Here is a 19,367-nt window from a genome sequence, read left to right on the forward strand (position 1 = left end):
ACTGTTGGGGACCAGGCGTATAAAACGATTCGTCTGACATAAGGAACAAGCCTGCTAATGGGGTTAAGTTTATATACAGTCTTGCTATTGGTAAATATACGATTATATATCTGATAATCAAAACAAAATGCGACAGACTTTCGTCTGCCGCATGAAGGTAAAAAAAATGAAATGAACAAATTATCTTGCTACGCGAACATTCGTTGCGTTGATTCCCTTTTTGCCGTTTTCTACATCAAATGTTACCGTATCATTTTCACGTATATGACTTACTAAACCTGTCGAGTGTACGAAAACATCAGCACCACCGTTGGATGGTGTAATAAAACCAAAACCTTTTGTTTCGTTAAAGAACTTTACTATTCCTTCTTGCATTGTATTAACTATTATTGATAAAAAATTATTTGACTATTGCGTTATCTGCATTTAAAAGCAGATCTAAGGCTATTATTTCGTGTTTCAGCAATCTTCTAACCACAGATCGCAAATCCTCGATCAAGCCTGGATAAATAACACAAGACTATACCAAAAAATTGCTGGTATACACCATGTATCACATGTTAGCAGAAATATATGGGGAATTAAAATAACTTATCCAATACCACTCAGCAAATGCTGTATATATGCTTGATAACCTTAAAATGGCATCTGAGAAAGCTGGACTGAAAGAAGTGAAGAGTTAACTTAACAAAGTCAGAAAGAGCGTAGGCAGGGCCTTATAATACCACAAAGGTACAACTAATTTTTGTAAAAACAAGAAAATCAACACATTTCTTAAAACACGACCATTGCATACCACTATTCTCAGCGACTTTGTAAGTAAGCGCTGCTGTATAAGTAAGAAGGCCGCTATTCCGCGTACTGAAAATAGTCCGATATATCCGAACGGTTACCCATGACAGCGAAGGAACAACTACCCTTATTATCGCAACCAGCATTACTGTAACCACGGTTGCGATAATTATAAATTGGTGTAGCGGCTAATCATCTGGGTTACATCAGACAGGTCGTATTCCGGAGCATACGGTCACTTCCCTTACCGCAAGTAAGGATCTCAAAGGTAGTAAAGACAGTTACATCCCCCTCACCCGCTGTTGTTGCTCATTATCTTTCATCTTCCTATCATTTCTATTTTTACCGAAGGAATAATTAATACTGATGCGCCATATACGGCTATCCAAATCTATTCGCTGATCCATGTCAACATTCGCCACGGAAGAAGTAGTACGGTACAGGCTTGTCTTAAATATATCATCCACAGCTAACTTCAGATTAAGCTTATCGTCCAACATTTTTTTCATCAGCCCTAACGACACATAACCACTTGCTTTCTGGCGAAAGACGCCATCGGTCTGTGGACTCTCATAGGCAGCTGTCCATTCGGCAGACCAGCGTTTGGGCAAACGATAATTGTGGTTAGTCTGTACCGTATAAGACCATAACCGATTAGCTATCTGCTCTTCTCCAAAGCTACCAAAATAGTTGTTTTCAAAGGCATTAACATTCCACTGGGTAGACCAGAAAGGCATTAACAAAAAAGAATAATCCATATTGACCCCATAATTTTGAAAGCCTTTAATATTATGCACACTACGTATAGTTTTATTTTCATTAGGAAGCTGTGTCAGCACAGAAGTCATAACATCCTTTACATCCGTATAGTAAAACGAAAACAGCAGATCCCGGTTAAAGCTATATTTCAGTTCGTAAGCATTGGCCAATTCAGGCTGCAATAGTGGATTGCCTTCCCAATAGACATACGCATCCACATAATACCGAAACGGGTTAAGATCCTCGTAATCTGGACGATTAATCCGGCGACTGTAGGACAACTGTACCTGATTCTTGTCATTCATCTCGTATCGAACTGAAACAGTTGGAAAAAAATTTATATAGTCCTTGTTCAGCGTTGTTCCATCCGTTTTCAACACGCCATCCGCTTTGGTATGTTCCGTACGTACCCCTGCATTTATTCCCCATTGGTCAAATGATAGGTTTAAATTCGCATAGGCCGCATGAATCTGCTCTTTGTACACAAAGTGGTTACTATTCTGTAAATCCGCTACCCATTGTTCAGTCTTCAGGGTGTCCGATAGGCTATTATTGTCGGATTTGACCCAGCTGCTCTTCCCCCCGACTTCCGCTGTCAATGACGCATTCCATCGGTACTGATAGTCTACCTTTGCCACCTGCAGACCTGTTGTTGACGGGGTCGCGTTCCGACGTGCTTCAACTTGGGAATTGCCATTTTTATATTTCTGAATGGAGGAACGCAGTACCTGATCCGCTTTGTAAGTCGAGTACAGGATATCCCAATCCGCACTCAGTTCACTTTTTTTTCCGATCTTTTGTATTAGGTTAAACCCTACATTATGCGTTTGCCAACGGCTATCATTTGTATTATCTGTAAGGGTATGTACAGTTCGATCGCCAGTCAGCGCATAGACATCGTTATACCCCTTACTAGCACTTTTATATACACCAAAATTGCCCGTCCAGAGCACACCGATACTCGTTCTATCCGTAGGCACATATTCCAGTCCTGCTCTTGCCTGTTGTGTACGCAGCGGCTCATCTGTTATAGCGTATTGAAGCGACTTCCCTCCTTCTATTCCGGTATAAAACCGATCAAAGTTTCGATACTCCTCCTCCCCCCGGTACGCATATTCCATTGCCCCTTGCCACCGCCACCTATCTCTTTGCCCCCCAAGGGTGGCACCTAGTCCGTAACGTTCCTTCCTACCTGCACCGCCGAAGGTATGCACATTGCCAGACATGGATTGGGAGGGTGATTGTTTCATGACGATATTGATCATTCCAGCTACCCCTTGGGCATCAAATTTTGCCGAAGGACTACTTATTAACTCAATGCTTTTTATCGATTCCGACGGCATACTTTTTAGCATGTTGGTCAACTCTTTGTCCGATAGATAAGAAAGCTTACCATTGATCATAATCCCAATATCCGATTTGCCTCTCATATGGATATTATCCGCCTCATCGACCCGCAGTGATGGTGCTCGCTTTAGTAGTTCCAGCGCAGTAGCTCCAGTGGCCAGAATACTATTCTCTACGTTGATCACCGTCCGATCGTTCTTGTGCTCGATAAGTCTCCTTGTTCCCTGTACCGTAATTTCTTCCAATTGCTGACTTTCCGTCACGAGCTGTACCGTACCGAGGACGGTGCAAATGCGCGGTAGTACATCGACCAATACCTTGTGTCTCTGATAGCCCATATGATAAATATCCAACAGATACTTTCCTTTTGGGAGATCTATCCTGAACAGGCCCTGATTGTCACTGTAGGTCTGATAGCTTTCCCCGGTTGTTTGGGACAAAACGGTTACACTGGTTTTAGAAATAGGCTGATTATAGCTATTAAGCACAGAACCTTGCAGCCCGCTCTGCGCATAGATCCCCAGGGCCGTACAAAGGACAAGGAGTGTAGTAATTATAGCAGTTGAATAAATCATATTATCTTTAAATGAATATAAATACTAAGACAAGGTCGTCTTTACTGTTTTTTTCTTGATTTTCTTTTTCCGACGGCCCCACCAGATCAAAAAGCCCGTGATCGGTAATGAGGTAGCCACTATACCTGCGAGAAAGGTGGATAGCTTTCCGAACTGCCCCCACCACTGGCCCATATGCAGTTGCCATATCACGTTTTCGACCTCCTCATGTATACGCTGGGGCGCGGGTACAGCCAACGATAAGCCCGTATATCGGTCGTATACGCTAAGCTTTTGTCCTTCGGTACTCTTCAGTCCCGTCACACCGAGACGGAACACATATACACCCGCTTCGTCCAAGGCATACACCCATATCGCTGCATTTTTTTCTTTTGGATGATCGGCCAACGCATGATAGGCCAAAGCGTTAATATCATGCGAGGGACGATCAGGTTGATATTCGCCCAACACCTCTTCAATATGTTCATCTACCCCACCAAAAGCAGAGGTAATAAGATCTCCCAAAGAATGGAAAAATATAATAATACCCGTAAGGCTCAATACAAAGCACAACAGGAGCGAATAGAAGCCGTAGACATTGTGCAGGTCGTAATTGAACCTTTTAAATCGCGCTTTCCACTTGATGGTAAAGCTATCTTGCACCGTCTTCTTGGTCCAGCGCTTGGGCCACCACAAAACCAACCCTGTGACACAGCTGATAAAGAAAATAACGGTGGCTATTAAAACAATCCAACTGCCTACCGGGCCCGCCAGCAAAGCAGAATGCAGGTGTGCCGTGATATAAAAAAAATGAGCCAGTGTATCGGCCTTCAGTACCTTAGCACTGTAGGGATCTACATATAGAAAAGTAAGCTTATGTGTCTGCTTATGAAAAGCCCGCACGCGGATACTGCGATACGGATCATTAAAATACACCAACTCGGACAGTTCCAGCTCGGGATCAAAATCATGAATAGCTTGAATCAATTGATCCGATGTGCTCTGTTGATTCTGCACTTCGACGTACCGAGCATCCCCAGCACTCCATTCCAAAATCTCGTCACAATAGACAATCAATGTTCCCGTCAGGCATACAAATACAACTACCAGGCCTGATACAATACTTGGCCACAGGTGTAGCCAAGCATTAACCTTCGCAAACCAAGTTTTACCTGCTTTTTTTGGCGGCATTTCTTCTGCCGCCGGCTTAGGTACTCTCTTAGGTATATAACTCATCTTTCTGACTGGATTTAAAACTTGAACGATATATTTGCCAAGAACTCAAAAGGTCGTTGAGGCCTTGCAAATATGTCCCAATACTTTACATTTCCGATGTTGTTGAATTTAAGCCCAACCCTGTATTTCGGTTGATCATAAAATGCCGTAGCGTTGACTACCGTATACGCAGGTATTTCAAAATCATCCTCATAATCCATCAATGCCGTGCCCACATAATTCATTCCAGCTCCAAATCCCAGCCCTTTAGCAGCACTTCCCAAAAACTTATACGATGTCCAAAAGTTAGCGATATGTTTTGGCGAATGCGCATCACGCAATCCTTGGGAATAGTCTTCACTTTTCACGTACTTGTTATCGTTATAGCCATAGCCCAATATCATATTCCAACCCCGGACAGGATTTGCAATAAGATCGATCTCCACACCTTTAGAATTAAATGTTCCGTCCTGCACGTAGACATAATCTATTACTTCGCGCAGGCGATTCTTAACCCTTATATCATAATACGATACCGTGGCATTCAGCAGTCGATTAAACAGTTCTACCTTAGTACCTACCTCTAGTTGGTTGGCTTCCTCGGGGCGCCAGTTTTTCTTGATCACCTCCGAGTCTATATTATTTGGATCACTAAGCCCGTCAGAAGCCGCTACATTTGTAAATCCATTCATATAATTGGCGAATAGGGAAACCTGGTCTTTGATAGGCTGGTATACCAGTCCTATCTTGGGCGAGAAGTTAACCTGGTTATAGCCTTCCACCTCCCGGTATGAGGGATCCGTTCCCTTTTGTTCGATGTTGCCCTGTTCGTCTACGACCTGGGGTTGTCCTGGAGAATAAGACATCCGTTTACCTTGATGAAATCGATTGACCCGCCCACTCAGCATCAAAAACAACCGATCTGCTATGTTGGTCACATTCGAAAAATATGCACTAACCACATTGTATTTCGTATTGTCCACACCATCCCCATAACTACGCTTTCCTCGTGAGTTTTCCACTTCCGACCGTGTTAGCGGCTTCCAAACTTGATCATGCACCCCCACCGTATCATATATAGCAAAATAAGGTACCATAAACATGTTTTTCTCCGTATAAAGCGTCGCATCGACACCGAGCAACACCTTATTCTTTACCTCAGCAATGGTATAGTTACCGTTAAAGTTCTGCTGTAAAACCGAAAAATTGAGGTTATAGTCATCAAAGATACGATAGCGTCTTTCGATACGGGTATCATCGACCACCATGGGCACCATGAATACAGATCCCTTATCCCCACTATTATTAAAAAGATAAGAGGTACGCGACGACCAATTCTCCGATAGCTGATGTTCTATTTCGGCGCTGATATTGACATTTGTCCGGTTGGTTGTGATATCATTTGATGTCAATGAACGATCATAAGGCATCCCGTATTCTTTAAGATTTGCAAAACTCAACTTATGCGTATTCCGAAGGTAAGCGACCAATGGCTTGGTCGTGTTATACACGTCTGCATCGAATCGGACAATAGTTTTTTCTCCAGCCTTAAAAGCGAGACTCGCCGCGAATCCCATGGCCGTCACTTTACCCGCATTCTGAAACCCATTATTAAGCGTACCCATCACGTTGAACCTTCCCAATGCTGTTCGGTCACTATTGAGCGGAGTGTTGATATCTGCAGTCAGTCTATTCATACCGAAGCTCCCGGTAATGTAATTTACCTCACCCCGAAAAGACTCGTAAGGGCGCTTAGTCACATTATTTATAATACCACCGTAGGAGGTCACCTCTGCCCCGAATAAGGTCGCCGAAGGTCCCTTAATCACCTCCACTTTCTCGAGGTTGAAGATTTCTGATATGGCTCTGGAATTAATCGGTAAGCCATTCCGTACCATATTGGTATTTCCTGTACCACTATTAGAAAAGCCTCTTAGGCTTATTCCATTCCCGTTGTCATTTACCCCAGTCGTGACGATTGCGCCCGGCACATGCGACAAGGCACTGTTGTAATCTGTTGCCGCTATCTCCTGCATAAAATCTTTACTGATCACGGAATAAGCCTGCGCATTTTGTAGATTAGCCAAAGGCATTCTGGCAATGTCGTCCGTTTCTTTACGTGCAAATTTATTTTTCTGAATATCGGACACCACTACTTCGCGCAGTTCGTTGGCCTTAGATGGTACCACGATACGGGGCAAGACTAATGACGATTGGCCTTTCGCATGGATGACCTGCTCTGTAACGGTATAGTTGGCATAACTGACGAACAAAACATAAGTACCCTCGGGTATCTGCATAGCGAATTTACCCTGTTCATCGACACGTGCCGTATACGGTGTACCCGTCAATTTAACATTTGCGTAAGCCAACGGTCGACCATCTGCCGTATACACCTCACCTGATAATGCTATCCGGTTTTGTGCAAGTCCGTAAAGTGGAGCAAAGATCAATAATGCCACCGTCAATAGCATGCATTGTATTTTCGATAAATTATAAAGCATCTTGTTTTTATTTAGAATAAGTACAAATAACAAGCGCAAAAGTATTAACTTTGTTACTCCAGCGATAACAGATCAAGGATTATAAGAATCAAAAAAAGGACAAAATGAAGAGTCTCACTTTGCGGGAGTTTTATGGGGATACTATTTTGAAAACAGTATTTTCCATGGATACCCAACAAGAATTTCAAAAAGGGTTTAAACGTAAATCACTATCCAACAATGTAGTACGAGGAGACATGTACTATCACCACTTTGGTCAATTTGTGGTATGCTATCAGGACTGGACTGTCCTTAAGCCCTTTCGGCTTTTGATAGACCACCCCGAAGACCTCATCAAGTTTCAGTTCGAAATAGCGGGTCATTCTATATTTTCCGATACGCGTGGTACAGAGATAGCGATATGTTCGGGCCAACAACAGTTTATTTATCTGCCCCCCACAGCGGGTAGCATCTTCTACCCCTCCTCACGCAGCGTACTCGACATACATATCGACTTTGACTTTCTACTTGATCTGCTCCGGGCACAGGGCTTTACAAAGCCCCAGCTCAGGGAACATTTTCAAGAAAATGGATGGACATTCTTCAAAAAAGCTATTCCCATAACTGTTGATCAGAGCGTTCTGATCAGTAACCTTATAGATCATTCGTATCATGGGCGATTCGCCGAAGAATACATACGCTGCAAAGCGATAGAGATTATTCTATCGGTTTTTACAGCAGGGACAGAGACTATTGAGGCAAGTCTTTGGAACAGTCAAGATCTGCGCACGCTGTCTGAAGTAAAATCTTACCTGGACAGCCATTTTGCCGAAGAACTAAGTCTTAAAAAAATAAGCCGGACTTTTGGCATCAATGAGTTTAAACTTAAGAAGGCCTTTAAAGAGCGGTACGAAGACACCGTATTCGGTTATATCCGAAAGTCCAGATTAAAATACGCTTTGCACCTATTGTTACATACCGATCTCGATATCAAGACGATCTCTTACTCTTGTGGTTTTAAGTACCCACATCATTTTAGCCAATTATTCTTACAACATTACAGCTATCGGCCTAGTGAAGTACGATCCAAAGGAATCCTATTGCAAACGATGTAAAACATGTTACAATTGACATTGATCACAGCGCGCTCCGAGCTGAGCAGGGCTAATGGCAAAAAATCGGCCCACGACTGATCGAAGGTCGATTTTTCTCCTGTGCTATTCGACTACATTATGCACTCAATTCGAGCGTACGCGTTGCAATTTGTCTATAGCCAGTATAAGTTATATCCCAAGTAAAAACCTATTTCAAATTCACCTGTGCTGTTGCAGATAAGGCAGTTCCGGTACTGGTATTCTCCCTTTTTTCTACCCCATCAACAAAAACCTTCACTTTCAAGGTAGAGGAAGCATTTACGCCCATAGCATTGGCCGAGATGGTAGCTACAGAGGTATTGGCAGGTACCGTTATTTCCGGGCTAGTCCAGGTCTGGACATTTGCTTTAGAAATAGTAGTCAGGTTGTTGTCGTAGCCATATACCACCAAGTTGACCAAAACACCCGAGGACGCCTCGGCCTTAAAGACTACCTTTTTAGAAGAACCTGTCGGCTCCTCATCTTTGCTACAGCTGGTCGATATTTGCAGGAGTACCAGGCCAAACAGCACAGCGGCTATTTTAATTTTTGAAAAGCTCATCATCATCTCTATTTAATTTTGCTATTACTATTACCGCAATATTACGTTGAAATGAAAGTAAAATCCGTTCACTTAAGTTAATAAATGACGGTTGATGAAATTTCTATTTATCGAAGACAATCCGCTTCCGTAGCCTACTGAGCGACTGCGGTGTGATTCCCAGATAACTCGCGATCTGGTATTGAGGGACACGTTGTATCAGTTGCGGGCGGTCTATTAAAAACTTTTTATACCGATCTTCGGGATTCAATATCTTGAACGAATCTAATTGCTGCTGTTTTTTGTTGAGCTCTTTTTCAGACACCACCCTACACAACATTTCAAATTGAGGAAATCTGGAATAACCAATCGCTTCTAACTGGGGATTAGAAACCAACAGTACCGTATCCTCCAGGCAGGCTATGCTATACTTTGAAGGAGCGTTATCACGTATACATACGGGGGTAATAATATCTTCTTCGGTAAAAAATTCAGTCGTTTTTTCTTCTCCATCTACGATGTAAAAAGATCTGAGACACCCCTTTATTACCAAATAACTATCTTCGGTTTTTTTTCCGACCTCGAGCACCGTATCTCCTTTTTTAAAATAGCGGAGCTGGATCAACTCCATAATACCGAGTTTTTCCTCTTCAGAAAACTTACCAATAGTGTCTAAATAGTTAAAAAGTGATTCTTCCATAATATTTCATTGCAAAACATAATTTTAATTGATCATTGCCTTGATTTTTCCTGAACTACCAATAACAGGCATATTTCTAATTTATGATATTTTTAGCTCTTCAGTCCTTACAGCTTCGCTTACAAAGCTGCAGATAATCGGTCTACAGATACAAACCTACATAAATTCGCTTTTACACCCAATATTTACTGTCAAAATTCATTTCTTTGGCCAGTACCAATAGATTCCTAGCAGCAGAGGAATGCCAAGCAATAGCCAGCGCCAGTGGGACAGCAGGTCGCTGTATTTTCTAAAGCGCGCCTCCCGCTGCTTGCTGCTACGCTCCGCCGTTAGGCTATCATACCGCTGTACCCCTTCATCGAGCTGTGTCCGTACAGCACGCTGCTCGCCATAGCGTAACTCACCGGCACGGCTCCACAGTCCGATATCAGGATGAAAGAAGAACGTGCTGTCTCCCCTATAGTACCAATAGCGTAAACTGCTGTCCTGACTATGGAACTGCATCCAAGAAGTAGTAGATTCCAGACGGCTTTGCATCTGCCTGTCTTCCTGCAGCCGTTCGCTTTTTTCTTTGTTTACTTTGCAGCCGAAACATACTGTGAGGAGCAGGAAATATAATATTTTGGTTTTCATAGCTGAATAAATTTATAGAAAGGTTGTCCTCCATGCCGGACAGGCGTGACACTTTTGACCGCAAAAGTGTCCAAAACTCGTCGCTCGAACCTTTAGCTGCGCTGAGCTCGTAGACTCGGTTTGACTGTATTGTAGTGCCTCCCACTACTAATGTCAAAAGCTTCACTAATATCTAAATACTATCAATCAATCCAATCCGCATAGCTGTGTATAGTTCTCTGATGTCGACGTCTGGATTCGACACGGTTATTACTGTTGCCTTCAATGCTGAGTATGTACTGTCCTTGTTTTTCTTTGATCAGTCCCACGTGATGGATACGCTTTAGCTTAGCGCTGTAGATGCCAAAGAGATCTGCTTTCTGTATTTTCCCTTCATCCTTATAGCTTCGGGCCTTCGGAAATAGAGCAGGACTCCAAGGGTTGCGAGGTTGTACAAGTCCCGCCTGTCCATATACCCAGCTTACAAAGGCCGCACACCAGTCATAGCCGGGGCCGAGGTTTGTATAGCGGAGGTATTGTTCAACGCGAGGGCCGTCATTATGGCCAGTAGCTTCTTTTACGCCTAGCTCATTTGAAGCAATAACTATTATTAAGTTTCTTTTGTCTTCCATGCCAGAACGATTACCTCTTATGCCACTCAAGCCGTGGCGGGGCTCTTCCTTTTTTTCCGCAAAAAAGGAAGCAAAAAACTCATCGCTTAAAATTTTTGACACAAAGATTCTGCATCCCACTGCAATTGTCAAAAATTTTGCAGGCGATAAATTGAGTAATTGTAAGGAAGTACTACTAGTATTATCCCAAAAAAACGGCCTAGGTTGCGCAAGGCGTAAAGAATTGTCGATTATTTCTGATAAGCAATCAGACTTGTTCGAGCGAAGTGAGTTTGTCTTATTGCCAGAAATAAGAAGACAATTTAGCCGAGCAACCAAGCCTTGATTTCTTTGCATACTTTCTTGATCAAGCAAGAAAGTATGAGCCACTCGCGGCTTAAGCGAGCCTACAACACTCCCCCCATCAACATTACCCCTGCATAGAGCAGCAAGAAGAAAACCGAGAAATAAAGAATACATTGTTGCCATGCTGTCAATTGATTAAAGTGGTTATTAAAGTGTTGGCGGAATACTTTGAACGGCTGCCAGAGCAGCTCCTGCAACCACAGGCTGCACAATATCGCAGCGACCCCAACCAGTAAGCCAAATATCGCCACCGTAAGGACGCCCAGATCGAGTACTCCTACTGCGGGATCTACGAATACCAAGGCTTTTCCTATTAAATATAAAAACAAGGTAAATAACACTAACCATCTGAATAAGTAATATTTAATATTTGAAAAGATAAAATTTTCTCCCCACCTCCATCCTTGATGTGAAGCAGGTTGTGTGTTTAAAAGTGTAGTCATTTTTTAGTGTTTAATCATTAGATTCGGGACAACCATCCTTAAATCATCCCCAAATACTGCGACCTTGAAAAGCGCTTATAATCACGGTCACATACCGTTATATAATGGTGAAACCGACATTCAATCAGATGAGAAGGTACAGCCGACTGCAGAGTCCCGTTCGATCGCTTGCCCTGCACTGCCAGTGCCTCCTCCTTTTCCACACACAGCGCTGTCCATAGCACGACATCATCGGCCTTTCCAGCAGCATCTATCGCATACTTGATCTGTAGTCCAGATTCATCGCGAGACAACTCAACGGCTGACAGCCGATCGTAGCTTCCATCACTCAGCAATATGCGGCTATAGTCCACCTGTAGATCCGGATACTCCCCGACGATGCCATTCTTGAGCACCTGCTGCATCGCATGGTTAAACGGGCGCACCCGCCTATCCCGGCGGTATTTCTCTTTATACCCCACCTTTAAGAGCGGTAACAGTGGCCGAAGCGCCTTCGCTGCCAACAGAAACCTGAGCCGCGTTGACACTATTTTCTGCTTTCTTTCCATATTTGAGTAAGTCATTGCTATAGGTCTGTTAATGGGAACCAGCAACCTGGCTCCCATTGGTTAAAAGATAAAAATCACACGATCGGTCCTAGATCGTGATCAGCCCCAGATACGACGTATTCGACACCTGCTTTTCGGTCCGATCCGTCATAAAGTACCAGACATGAATATCCCCTTGACGCAGATGTTGCGGTACCGCCATTACAGCCGTACCATCTTCCCGTAGAGGCACATCATCAGTTGTCAGGAACTCATTCTTCTGCGGATGGTATGCCAGAATAAAAAGCTGGTCATCCCCCAGTTTGTTTAACCTTTTAGAAGCTGAAACGTCCCAGGTCACATTGATCTTGTCCGTATCAAATTCTGCCGTCACCGTACCTGCTGAAAACAAGCCCCCATCCGAAAAGCTGATATTGGCATAGTCCAGCGTATAATTCGGATAGGCGCCAGCAATCGCCTTGAAGAGATTAAACTGAAACGCCACATTTGCCGGCGTACTCTTACTGTTCTGTTTATGGCCAAATCCCACTTGCAGGAACATATTGACCGAAGTCAGGAACCGCATGAGCAGTTTGAACTTAGCCTGCGTCTCCAATTGCGCCATTGTAGGCGGCTTACTGCTCTTCTTGGGCAGCCCTTTGATATAATCTATACCTTTCCAGCTGCTGCCCACTACAGATCCCGCTTTCCCGCGGAATCCACCATTTGCACCCTGTCGTATTCTTCCCATTTTTGTTTTTGTTTAAAAAAATGAATAAATCTGTTAAGCCAAAGAGCATTCATACCGGTATATCATTGCTTTGACAAAACAAACATAATCACCTATACCAAAGAAACATATAGCTACACATCGATTGACCGCTATCTGTCCGCTATCCACCGTAAAATAGTCCGATACCGGCCACACAGCAAAAAAAAAAACAGATCGAAAAAGCTACCGATCTCCTAATTGGGCCTACTCCATCACCAGTCTTCTATCTCCATAACGAGCAGCATTACCGCATCGATCCCCGATGGATCCCCGGTCAGTACCGCATCAGCATCGGGAAACGACCGGAAGTTGATCGGGGATTCACCCGGTTTAAGTAGCCCCAGGTAGGTCGGTGGTCAGGTAAAAGGTAGGTGTTGTAGAAAAAAAAAGCTACCATCGATTCGAGGTAGCTTTTGTAACGGTATAGATTAGCGTCCGCAACGGTACATCATGTACAGTCTCTCGACATCATCAGCGAGGTAATAGTTAAACTTATTGATCGTCTGTGCCACCCGCAGATCCCCCTTTTCAATAAACCGCCTGATCGTTCGATCACAGACCCCCAGCCTGTCCTTTACATACCTGTTGTCCCGCAGGAGCGGTTTGGGCCGCCCGCTCAACTTATAAATCGCTTCCAATATCTCCATAATCTGTTCGCGCATCCAGCGCATCTCAACGTACATGTTTTGCCCCAGCGCATAGCATGGGGACGAGAGCTGTACCCTCCCAAAATGTGCATGTAAATTCATGATTACAACTGTTTAATAATAAAATTAGTATTATTCATAGTGTGCTAGCTTCCACTACTTTCCAGACGCTGCAGGTAGTATCTATTGATATCCAGCAGGTGCCGCAAGTGCTGCTCCATCCGTACCATCAGTGGCCTATCCAGCTGACTATATTTCTTACGCAAGCTCTCCGTAGAGAGTCTACGCTGTTGTTTGGTATAAAAATGTCGGCTCAGAAAGCGAAATGTATGTTTCAATTCTGTCAATTCCAACAGCCCCGCATCCCTTATCAGCCGTACCAGGTACAGCATCTCTCTGGAAGACAACTTGACCAGACATTCTCCATCCGAGGGATATACCACCTGTTCAAAGGAGTGCAGCCACTGCTGCACAAAACCGCGTTGATCGGCATCAAAGTGATTTTTCAGCGTTGCATCCAGCGCCGTCTCTTCGTAATGTTGCTGCATCAGCAGGCGTTCTTCCACGAGCTGCAGCTGCACAGCGATATAGGCTGCAAATTCCATGAGGTAGCTCCGCGTAATCTCCAGTACATCAAGCATCCTGTTGGCCTGCAGAGCAGCATCGTCCGTTGGTCTATCCACAAGCGCCAATATTTTCAAAAATCTAGTATGTTGGTTTTCCTTTTTTATCATTCTTTTTATCCTTTAAATCAAGCTCTTTTAGCAATTTATGCTTGTAGCGTTCCGATAATCGTACGTAGTCCAGTAAGCCGCTTTGCTGCAGGCGGAGCCGATTGGGCCTACTGTACGACAGGACGCACGTCCTATTGACCAGATAACTGCGGTGCGTACGTACAAATAGCGACTTGGGCAAGCGTTGCTCGTACAAGCGGAGCCGCCCTGCCCCTATAATGCATTCCTCTAGGTAATAGATCCAGGTATCATCGCCTTTGCCCCGCAGTGCCCATATATCTTCAATGCGCAGACTACGGTCCTCATTCTTATTGAGCACATGCACCAACAGTTGGCCCTCTTTTAGCAACTCCTTGTCAGCTATGGCATTTTTCCCCTGCTCTTTGATATACATATTCCTAAGGCATAAGTCCACTATCGTATCAAAAAGTTCCTTTTTAGTCGGTTTTAGCAGGTAATATGGCACATCCAGTGGAGATAGATGAGGTCCATACTCGTTGTAAGCTGTATAGCAGATATACGTACGCTCCGGCCCCAGCATCTTGATCAGCTCCAGGCCACTCATCCCTTCCATCTTCATATCGACAAATACCAGCTCGGCATCCACGCGCTCGATCTCCGTGACAGCCTCATAAGGATCCGTGGCCGTACCCACCAAATAGAGGTCGTCGCGCATTTCAACCTGCCGTCTCAGGCTCTCTATCGCCCGAGGCTCGTCATCCACAATAAATGTTGTCGTTCTATTGTCCATGGCCTTCTTGTTTGATCTGCAAGTACACGTTGTAGCATTCCTCTTCGTCTCTCCAGCTCCTGAGCTCATACCGCAGCGGATAGACCAGATCCAGACGACGTACGATATTTGCAATACCTACCCCCTCCACCTGTCGCCGCTCACTCTGCGGATCGATCTTGTTCCTAAAGCGGTACGTCACGGTGGCATCACCTAGCTCAGCCACAATGCTGAGGGGATAATTGCCGTACCGGAAGCGTCCATGCTTAAACATATTCTCGGCCAATACCAGCAGTACCGTAGGCAATACCTGCTGCCCATTGTCCCTTCCCGTACAGGACAACCGAATATCCGCCTGCGGAAATCGCCACTGCATGATCGCTAAATATTTCTTAAGTCCATCCACTTCCGTACGGTGCGGCATCGTCGCTATATTCGCATCGGTACACTCCAATTTGTAGCGCATCAGATCCGATAGATTGGCCAGCTGCTCGGCCATGAGCGGATTATCCACTATACATTCTTCCTGTAGCGCAGCTATCGTATTGTGCAAAAAATGCGGATTGATCTGCGCGGTCAGAAAAGCGATCTCCAGGTTCTTGGCCATCACCTCCTTTTGATGCAGCAACTCCCTATTCCTGATATCCTGCCGATGCGCCTCCTCCCTTGCCTGAAGCATCTGTTCATGATGATATTGGGCGCTGATATGGTAATAAATAAAACCCGCCATCACCAGGGCATTGGTATAACGTAGTACCAACTGTGCAAAAGATGTCATCGTAATCGTCGAATCGACCTCCAGGTAGTCAAAAAAACCGATATTCGGCAGCAGCACATACAGCAGAAACAGGAGCACTGCAATAAACGCGACAGAGCATACCGTCAACATCCACAACCGGCTCCACCTCGTATAACTATAAACTACGAGCTGGATCAGGGCGACACCGAATACAATACACAACAGCAGGAGTAGCAGCCCCGTCAGTACGGTGGGTACCGTGTTCTCCGGTTTCAGTATACGGTTCAGCAAGTAAGTGATCAAACCATAAGCAGGTGCAAACTGTACGAAAAGGCGTAACCCATTCTTGGCTAAATAACTCGAATTCATCACTTTTAGGTTAGTTAAATTCCTTAAGCTAATAAATATTTCGTGTATCATCCAAAAAAAAATATTCAAAACCAACTGTTCTTCAACAATTTAAACCCTACCTCATCCAAGGGAAACATCTTGTAATTCCTTTTTTCCAATAAATAGGGGTTATTATCTACGCGCACCAATCCATAGTGCCGTTCCATATCCGCTACTGTACCCGCAGCAACACCGATAGGCGGTTTATGTAACAAAAAGCGGTGCAATACCGACCAGTTGGTCCACTGCTCGGGCCAGTGCATGACATATTTGGCCAAGAGTGCAAATAACTGATCTGCGACCATGCGGGCATACTGTTGCGGGTCTACACCCTCGGCCACCGTTATCGTATCTGCCGCCTCCACCCTAATACGGTCACCCTCACGCCACAGTAGGCAGGGATAGATCGGTAAGCCAAAGCGATAAGCCAGTGTCGCCGTACCCCGTGGCACATAGATTTGCTGTCCTAAAAAATTGACACGCGTCATCCGTGCCGCCCGATTATGCGCCACCCCTTCTACACCATCGGTATAGATCAATAGACTGAAGCCCTTATCCAGCAAGCGGTATAGCATTCTAAGTGCGGCAGGATCATTGGCATCCAAGAGCTGAAATCCCCCCTGTCGGGCGGCCAGCTCCATACGTGCCAAAAGCTGTGGATACTTGGCGCGCCAGTCGGCTATCACCTGCCCTGCCACCAATAGCACATAAGGGATCTTGGCCCGCATCAACAAGTAATTGATTAATTGAAAGGGTCCAAAGTGGTACGTTGCAATAATGCCACGATGGGCCTTCACTAGCGCCAGCACAGCATCCCATCCTTCTACCGGCGACGGATAATCCCTTTCAAAGTGTAAGAGATCATTCCCATTTAATACCTGCTGATAACGGTATCGCTGGAAAAACTCCTGATGCGATTGCAGCTGCGGCATAAAATTGGACAGATTGGCCGACATTAGTGCGTAGGTATTGAGTGCCTCCACATCGTTCCAATCCGGCGCCGCGTACACGGGGTGGGACAGCTTGCCCCGCCCCGTGTCAGATATACGCATTGCCATCCGCTAAAAGGGATCGATGCCAGGCAATATTACATCGCACAAGGACGACTTACTCCTTATGCGGTCTACCGTAGACTTCATTTTTGTGTTGCCCTTGGGGGCATTACGTTTTGTTTTCCTGATCACTTCCTGTATCAGGTCTGCTTGCTGATTTAAAGTTAATTTAACCATGTTATTTTTATTAAAAGTTTAACATAGTTGAGCGCTCAACAATTATAGATCTTACCGCCAAACTAGGAAACAAAAATCTATAAATGGAAATAATCCACGAAAGCCCTCTAAAAATCCACGAACGAAAGAAAATATATTTTTTTTTGCACCCTTAGTCACGCCTTTAATACGCCAACCACTATCGATTAAGCACAGCGATAAGCCCTCACCGCTTGTATGGTGTCACCCCTGTCTCTTGACAGCGGCGGCCTAAAGGCTTTTATTTGCAAATTAACAATTATACACCCCAAATCAACAGCTTATGATACGCAGCTTCCATATACATTTCGGTGACCTGAATCCCGATTCCACAGCGGAGTCCCGCCTACCGAGAGATATCTCTTTTGCAATAGCCTATGCCCAGAGCCGCAGCTGGTACGACAAAGACAACTGGTACAGTATGCAATGGTACAATGCAAAGCATGTATACCTATACAGTATCGAGATCGAGACAAAACGGAAACTACAAATCCCTATAGAGGTAAGCTATCCCGATATCCACTGGCAGTATGCCTTGAAAGGCGGCTATAGCCTGAAAGATGATCATGGGGCTATCCCCGTGCTGAGCGAGGATCGTAAACATCTTATCCGCGGCCAGAAGGAAAATTTTGATATCGAGGTGGGCCAGGGCCGCCACTGGATCGTCGGCTTCAATGTGGCAGCGAGCTGGCTGGACCGTTATCCCGAGGACCTCTCTCTAGGATCAGCGTTACTACCGCACGAATTAGCAAGGGATACCCTCTACCAGTCTGTACCGAGTGCCATAACTGATCAGGACCGAGCCGAGCTGTACTACCTATTAGGCCTTTGTCCCGGCCGGCATATCCTACAGGATAGCCAGATCTATGTCCCCGTCAGCAATCTAGTCGAACAGATGCGGACCTTGGACGACCCTTCATTATCACCAATCCAGAACAAGATACAGGCTGTAAAGTACTATATCCAAAAACGTATCGCTAAAAATCAGCCGGTACCGCCTATCAGCGTGCTGGCCAATCGATTCTATGTTGATAAGGATTATCTGGGCCGTACGTACCGAAGCACTGAAAAAGAAGGCCTCGCCCACTATATCTACCGGTTGAAGCACGAACGTGCCGTCCAACTCTTATCGAACAAAGTAGCCGTCAGCACTATCGCTGAGCAATTGGGCTACAGTGACAGCGCAGCTTTCCGGAAGGCTTTTAAGAAATACCATAAGGTGTATCCCAGTGCCTATATCCCTACTCAACACTAGGCATCGGTAGCACTACGTTTGAGCCGCTCCTTATACAGAAAGAGCATCATGAAATGCATAAAGGCCAAAGGATCCAGTTTGATCCGGACGATGGCCTTTTCGGGTGTAGGCCCATATTCGGCAACGATCCTTTCGAACAGGGCGAATGGAACCTTAACCCCCAACGTATGGTGCCACCAGTACCATACCCGCTTGCGGTGGCTTATCTTGAGGTAATTTTCATAACCATCACTCTGATAGGGATTTTCGGCCAGTGTCTTCATGAATGCTATCGGCAGTCTAAACTGTGCCGTAGTATGGAAGGCACGGCACCTGTGGCAGTAATATACCCGGCGCTCGAGCCGCTGCTCGATATCTTTAAAGATCATATTGGTGGCTACGATCATCTTGGCCCTATTGAGGGCGAGGGGGCGCTTTCCGCAGGGCAGCTTTTCGAGCTGCTCCCGTTCGAGGTTTGCAGGCAGTACCACACGCTTGGTGAAAACCTCCCGATTGGCAGAGAGCTTATGCCCGATCACATCGTAGTACCTGACCATAACGGTATGCTTACGTACCGCCAATACAAATGCCAGCTTCCGATTGTTCGAAAGCGCCACCCATACCCATGTATTGACCTCGAAACGCATACCTTAAGGCTTAATTTGTTATCGTAAATTAACAAATAAAAACGAAACAAGCTAATAACAAGCTTTAAATCAGCACAAAAGTCGGATTATAACACGCAACTGGTCGTATGAGGACACCGGCTTTCATCGGTATTCGCGCTACCT

Annotated in this window: 20 protein-coding genes; 2 read left to right on the forward strand and 18 right to left on the reverse strand. The window is 45.0% G+C overall.

Translation table 11 applies throughout. The annotated features are described in order from the left end of the window. Window positions 1–180: 180 nt before the first annotated feature. The 4 genes from G7B18_RS13255 to G7B18_RS13270 all read right to left on the reverse strand — a co-directional run bounded on the left by G7B18_RS13255 (window position 181) and on the right by G7B18_RS13270 (window position 7,171). Window positions 181–375 (reverse strand): cold-shock protein, encoded by a 195-nt coding sequence (locus tag G7B18_RS13255; protein ID WP_079640669.1) that lies wholly within the window; start codon window positions 373–375, stop codon window positions 181–183. A 698-nt stretch (window positions 376–1,073) separates the two neighbouring features. Next, the gene (locus tag G7B18_RS13260; protein WP_164122986.1) at window positions 1,074–3,473 is read right to left on the reverse strand and encodes a TonB-dependent receptor; all 2,400 of its coding nucleotides are present in this window, start codon (window positions 3,471–3,473) and stop codon (window positions 1,074–1,076) included. 24 nt (window positions 3,474–3,497) lie between these two features. Continuing rightward, window positions 3,498–4,688 (reverse strand): PepSY-associated TM helix domain-containing protein, encoded by a 1,191-nt coding sequence (locus G7B18_RS13265; RefSeq protein ID WP_164112342.1) that lies wholly within the window; start codon window positions 4,686–4,688, stop codon window positions 3,498–3,500. A 14-nt stretch (window positions 4,689–4,702) separates the two neighbouring features. Continuing rightward, window positions 4,703–7,171, reverse strand: coding sequence for a TonB-dependent siderophore receptor (locus G7B18_RS13270; protein WP_164112343.1), 2,469 nt, complete (start codon window positions 7,169–7,171; stop codon window positions 4,703–4,705). 104 nt (window positions 7,172–7,275) lie between these two features. Here G7B18_RS13270 and G7B18_RS13275 point away from each other — a divergent pair, with 104 nt between their 5' ends. Further along, window positions 7,276–8,265, forward strand: coding sequence for a helix-turn-helix domain-containing protein (locus G7B18_RS13275; RefSeq protein WP_164122988.1), 990 nt, complete (start codon window positions 7,276–7,278; stop codon window positions 8,263–8,265). Between the two features lie 187 nt (window positions 8,266–8,452). Here G7B18_RS13275 and G7B18_RS13280 read toward each other — a convergent pair whose 3' ends face one another. The 13 genes from G7B18_RS13280 to G7B18_RS13340 all read right to left on the reverse strand — a co-directional run bounded on the left by G7B18_RS13280 (window position 8,453) and on the right by G7B18_RS13340 (window position 17,324). Continuing rightward, window positions 8,453–8,851, reverse strand: coding sequence for a hypothetical protein (locus G7B18_RS13280; RefSeq protein WP_205600245.1), 399 nt, complete (start codon window positions 8,849–8,851; stop codon window positions 8,453–8,455). 97 nt (window positions 8,852–8,948) lie between these two features. Continuing rightward, window positions 8,949–9,524, reverse strand: coding sequence for a Crp/Fnr family transcriptional regulator (locus tag G7B18_RS13285; RefSeq protein ID WP_164112345.1), 576 nt, complete (start codon window positions 9,522–9,524; stop codon window positions 8,949–8,951). 198 nt (window positions 9,525–9,722) lie between these two features. After that, complete coding sequence (locus G7B18_RS13290) at window positions 9,723–10,157, reverse strand: hypothetical protein (RefSeq protein ID WP_164122990.1); 435 nt, start codon at window positions 10,155–10,157, stop codon at window positions 9,723–9,725. Between the two features lie 182 nt (window positions 10,158–10,339). Next, entirely contained in the window at window positions 10,340–10,870 is a 531-nt protein-coding gene (locus G7B18_RS13295) for a C40 family peptidase (protein WP_240452861.1), read from the reverse strand. A 284-nt stretch (window positions 10,871–11,154) separates the two neighbouring features. Then, on the reverse strand, window positions 11,155–11,556 hold the full coding sequence (locus G7B18_RS13300; protein ID WP_164122992.1) for a hypothetical protein: 402 nt from the start codon (window positions 11,554–11,556) through the stop codon (window positions 11,155–11,157). 38 nt (window positions 11,557–11,594) lie between these two features. After that, a complete protein-coding gene (locus G7B18_RS13305) occupies window positions 11,595–12,161 on the reverse strand; it encodes a DUF6266 family protein (RefSeq protein WP_164112348.1) in 567 nt (188 codons plus the stop codon). 31 nt (window positions 12,162–12,192) lie between these two features. After that, window positions 12,193–12,834, reverse strand: a complete 642-nt coding sequence (locus tag G7B18_RS13310) for a DUF6266 family protein (RefSeq protein WP_164122994.1) — start codon at window positions 12,832–12,834, stop codon at window positions 12,193–12,195. Between the two features lie 449 nt (window positions 12,835–13,283). Next, window positions 13,284–13,517: a MerR family transcriptional regulator gene (locus G7B18_RS13315; RefSeq protein ID WP_164122997.1), complete on the reverse strand. Its 234-nt coding sequence runs from the start codon at window positions 13,515–13,517 to the stop codon at window positions 13,284–13,286. Window positions 13,518–13,648: 131 nt separating this feature from the next. Continuing rightward, window positions 13,649–14,236: a hypothetical protein gene (locus tag G7B18_RS13320; protein WP_164122999.1), complete on the reverse strand. Its 588-nt coding sequence runs from the start codon at window positions 14,234–14,236 to the stop codon at window positions 13,649–13,651. Continuing rightward, window positions 14,208–14,987 carry a LytR/AlgR family response regulator transcription factor gene (locus G7B18_RS13325; RefSeq protein ID WP_164123001.1) on the reverse strand — a complete coding sequence of 260 codons (780 nt, stop codon included), beginning with the start codon at window positions 14,985–14,987 and terminating at the stop codon, window positions 14,208–14,210. Before G7B18_RS13325 ends, G7B18_RS13320 begins: the two co-directional genes overlap by 29 nt. Continuing rightward, the gene (locus tag G7B18_RS13330) at window positions 14,977–16,074 is read right to left on the reverse strand and encodes a sensor histidine kinase (protein WP_164123003.1); all 1,098 of its coding nucleotides are present in this window, start codon (window positions 16,072–16,074) and stop codon (window positions 14,977–14,979) included. The genes G7B18_RS13325 and G7B18_RS13330 overlap by 11 nt, the downstream gene beginning before the upstream one ends. 65 nt (window positions 16,075–16,139) lie before the next feature. Next, window positions 16,140–17,153 (reverse strand): hypothetical protein, encoded by a 1,014-nt coding sequence (locus G7B18_RS13335; protein ID WP_164123005.1) that lies wholly within the window; start codon window positions 17,151–17,153, stop codon window positions 16,140–16,142. Between the two features lie 3 nt (window positions 17,154–17,156). Next, window positions 17,157–17,324, reverse strand: a complete 168-nt coding sequence (locus G7B18_RS13340) for a hypothetical protein (RefSeq protein WP_164123007.1) — start codon at window positions 17,322–17,324, stop codon at window positions 17,157–17,159. A 301-nt stretch (window positions 17,325–17,625) separates the two neighbouring features. Here G7B18_RS13340 and G7B18_RS13345 point away from each other — a divergent pair, with 301 nt between their 5' ends. After that, window positions 17,626–18,597 carry a helix-turn-helix domain-containing protein gene (locus G7B18_RS13345; protein ID WP_164123009.1) on the forward strand — a complete coding sequence of 324 codons (972 nt, stop codon included), beginning with the start codon at window positions 17,626–17,628 and terminating at the stop codon, window positions 18,595–18,597. Here the strand turns inward: G7B18_RS13345 and G7B18_RS13350 are convergent. Next, a complete protein-coding gene (locus G7B18_RS13350; RefSeq protein WP_164123011.1) occupies window positions 18,594–18,983 on the reverse strand; it encodes a hypothetical protein in 390 nt (129 codons plus the stop codon). The genes G7B18_RS13345 and G7B18_RS13350 overlap by 4 nt on opposite strands. Between the last annotated feature and the right edge of the window lie 384 nt (window positions 18,984–19,367).

The organism is Sphingobacterium sp. xlx-130 (assembly GCF_011007405.1).
GTDB classification, from domain to species: domain Bacteria; phylum Bacteroidota; class Bacteroidia; order Sphingobacteriales; family Sphingobacteriaceae; genus Sphingobacterium; species Sphingobacterium luzhongxinii.

Bases quoted from the DNA above. Each gene is read 5' to 3' on its own strand.
- G7B18_RS13270 (WP_164112343.1), bottom strand. From the start codon at position 7,171: ATGCTTTATAATTTATCGAAAATACAATGCATGCTATTGACGGTGGCA.
- G7B18_RS13265 (WP_164112342.1), bottom strand. From the start codon at position 4,688: ATGAGTTATATACCTAAGAGAGTACCTAAGCCGGCGGCAGAAGAAATG.
- G7B18_RS13315 (WP_164122997.1), bottom strand. From the start codon at position 13,517: ATGCGCGAACAGATTATGGAGATATTGGAAGCGATTTATAAGTTGAGC.
- G7B18_RS13335 (WP_164123005.1), bottom strand. From the start codon at position 17,153: ATGGCAATGCGTATATCTGACACGGGGCGGGGCAAGCTGTCCCACCCC.
- G7B18_RS13330 (WP_164123003.1), bottom strand. From the start codon at position 16,074: ATGAATTCGAGTTATTTAGCCAAGAATGGGTTACGCCTTTTCGTACAG.
- G7B18_RS13320 (WP_164122999.1), bottom strand. From the start codon at position 14,236: ATGATAAAAAAGGAAAACCAACATACTAGATTTTTGAAAATATTGGCG.
- G7B18_RS13350 (WP_164123011.1), bottom strand. From the start codon at position 18,983: ATGATCGTAGCCACCAATATGATCTTTAAAGATATCGAGCAGCGGCTC.
- G7B18_RS13285 (WP_164112345.1), bottom strand. From the start codon at position 9,524: ATGGAAGAATCACTTTTTAACTATTTAGACACTATTGGTAAGTTTTCT.
- G7B18_RS13255 (WP_079640669.1), bottom strand. From the start codon at position 375: ATGCAAGAAGGAATAGTAAAGTTCTTTAACGAAACAAAAGGTTTTGGT.
- G7B18_RS13300 (WP_164122992.1), bottom strand. From the start codon at position 11,556: ATGACTACACTTTTAAACACACAACCTGCTTCACATCAAGGATGGAGG.
- G7B18_RS13325 (WP_164123001.1), bottom strand. From the start codon at position 14,987: ATGGACAATAGAACGACAACATTTATTGTGGATGACGAGCCTCGGGCG.
- G7B18_RS13340 (WP_164123007.1), bottom strand. From the start codon at position 17,324: ATGGTTAAATTAACTTTAAATCAGCAAGCAGACCTGATACAGGAAGTG.
- G7B18_RS13290 (WP_164122990.1), bottom strand. From the start codon at position 10,157: ATGAAAACCAAAATATTATATTTCCTGCTCCTCACAGTATGTTTCGGC.
- G7B18_RS13260 (WP_164122986.1), bottom strand. From the start codon at position 3,473: ATGATTTATTCAACTGCTATAATTACTACACTCCTTGTCCTTTGTACG.
- G7B18_RS13305 (WP_164112348.1), bottom strand. From the start codon at position 12,161: ATGGGAGCCAGGTTGCTGGTTCCCATTAACAGACCTATAGCAATGACT.
- G7B18_RS13310 (WP_164122994.1), bottom strand. From the start codon at position 12,834: ATGGGAAGAATACGACAGGGTGCAAATGGTGGATTCCGCGGGAAAGCG.
- G7B18_RS13275 (WP_164122988.1), top strand. From the start codon at position 7,276: ATGAAGAGTCTCACTTTGCGGGAGTTTTATGGGGATACTATTTTGAAA.
- G7B18_RS13345 (WP_164123009.1), top strand. From the start codon at position 17,626: ATGATACGCAGCTTCCATATACATTTCGGTGACCTGAATCCCGATTCC.
- G7B18_RS13280 (WP_205600245.1), bottom strand. From the start codon at position 8,851: ATGATGATGAGCTTTTCAAAAATTAAAATAGCCGCTGTGCTGTTTGGC.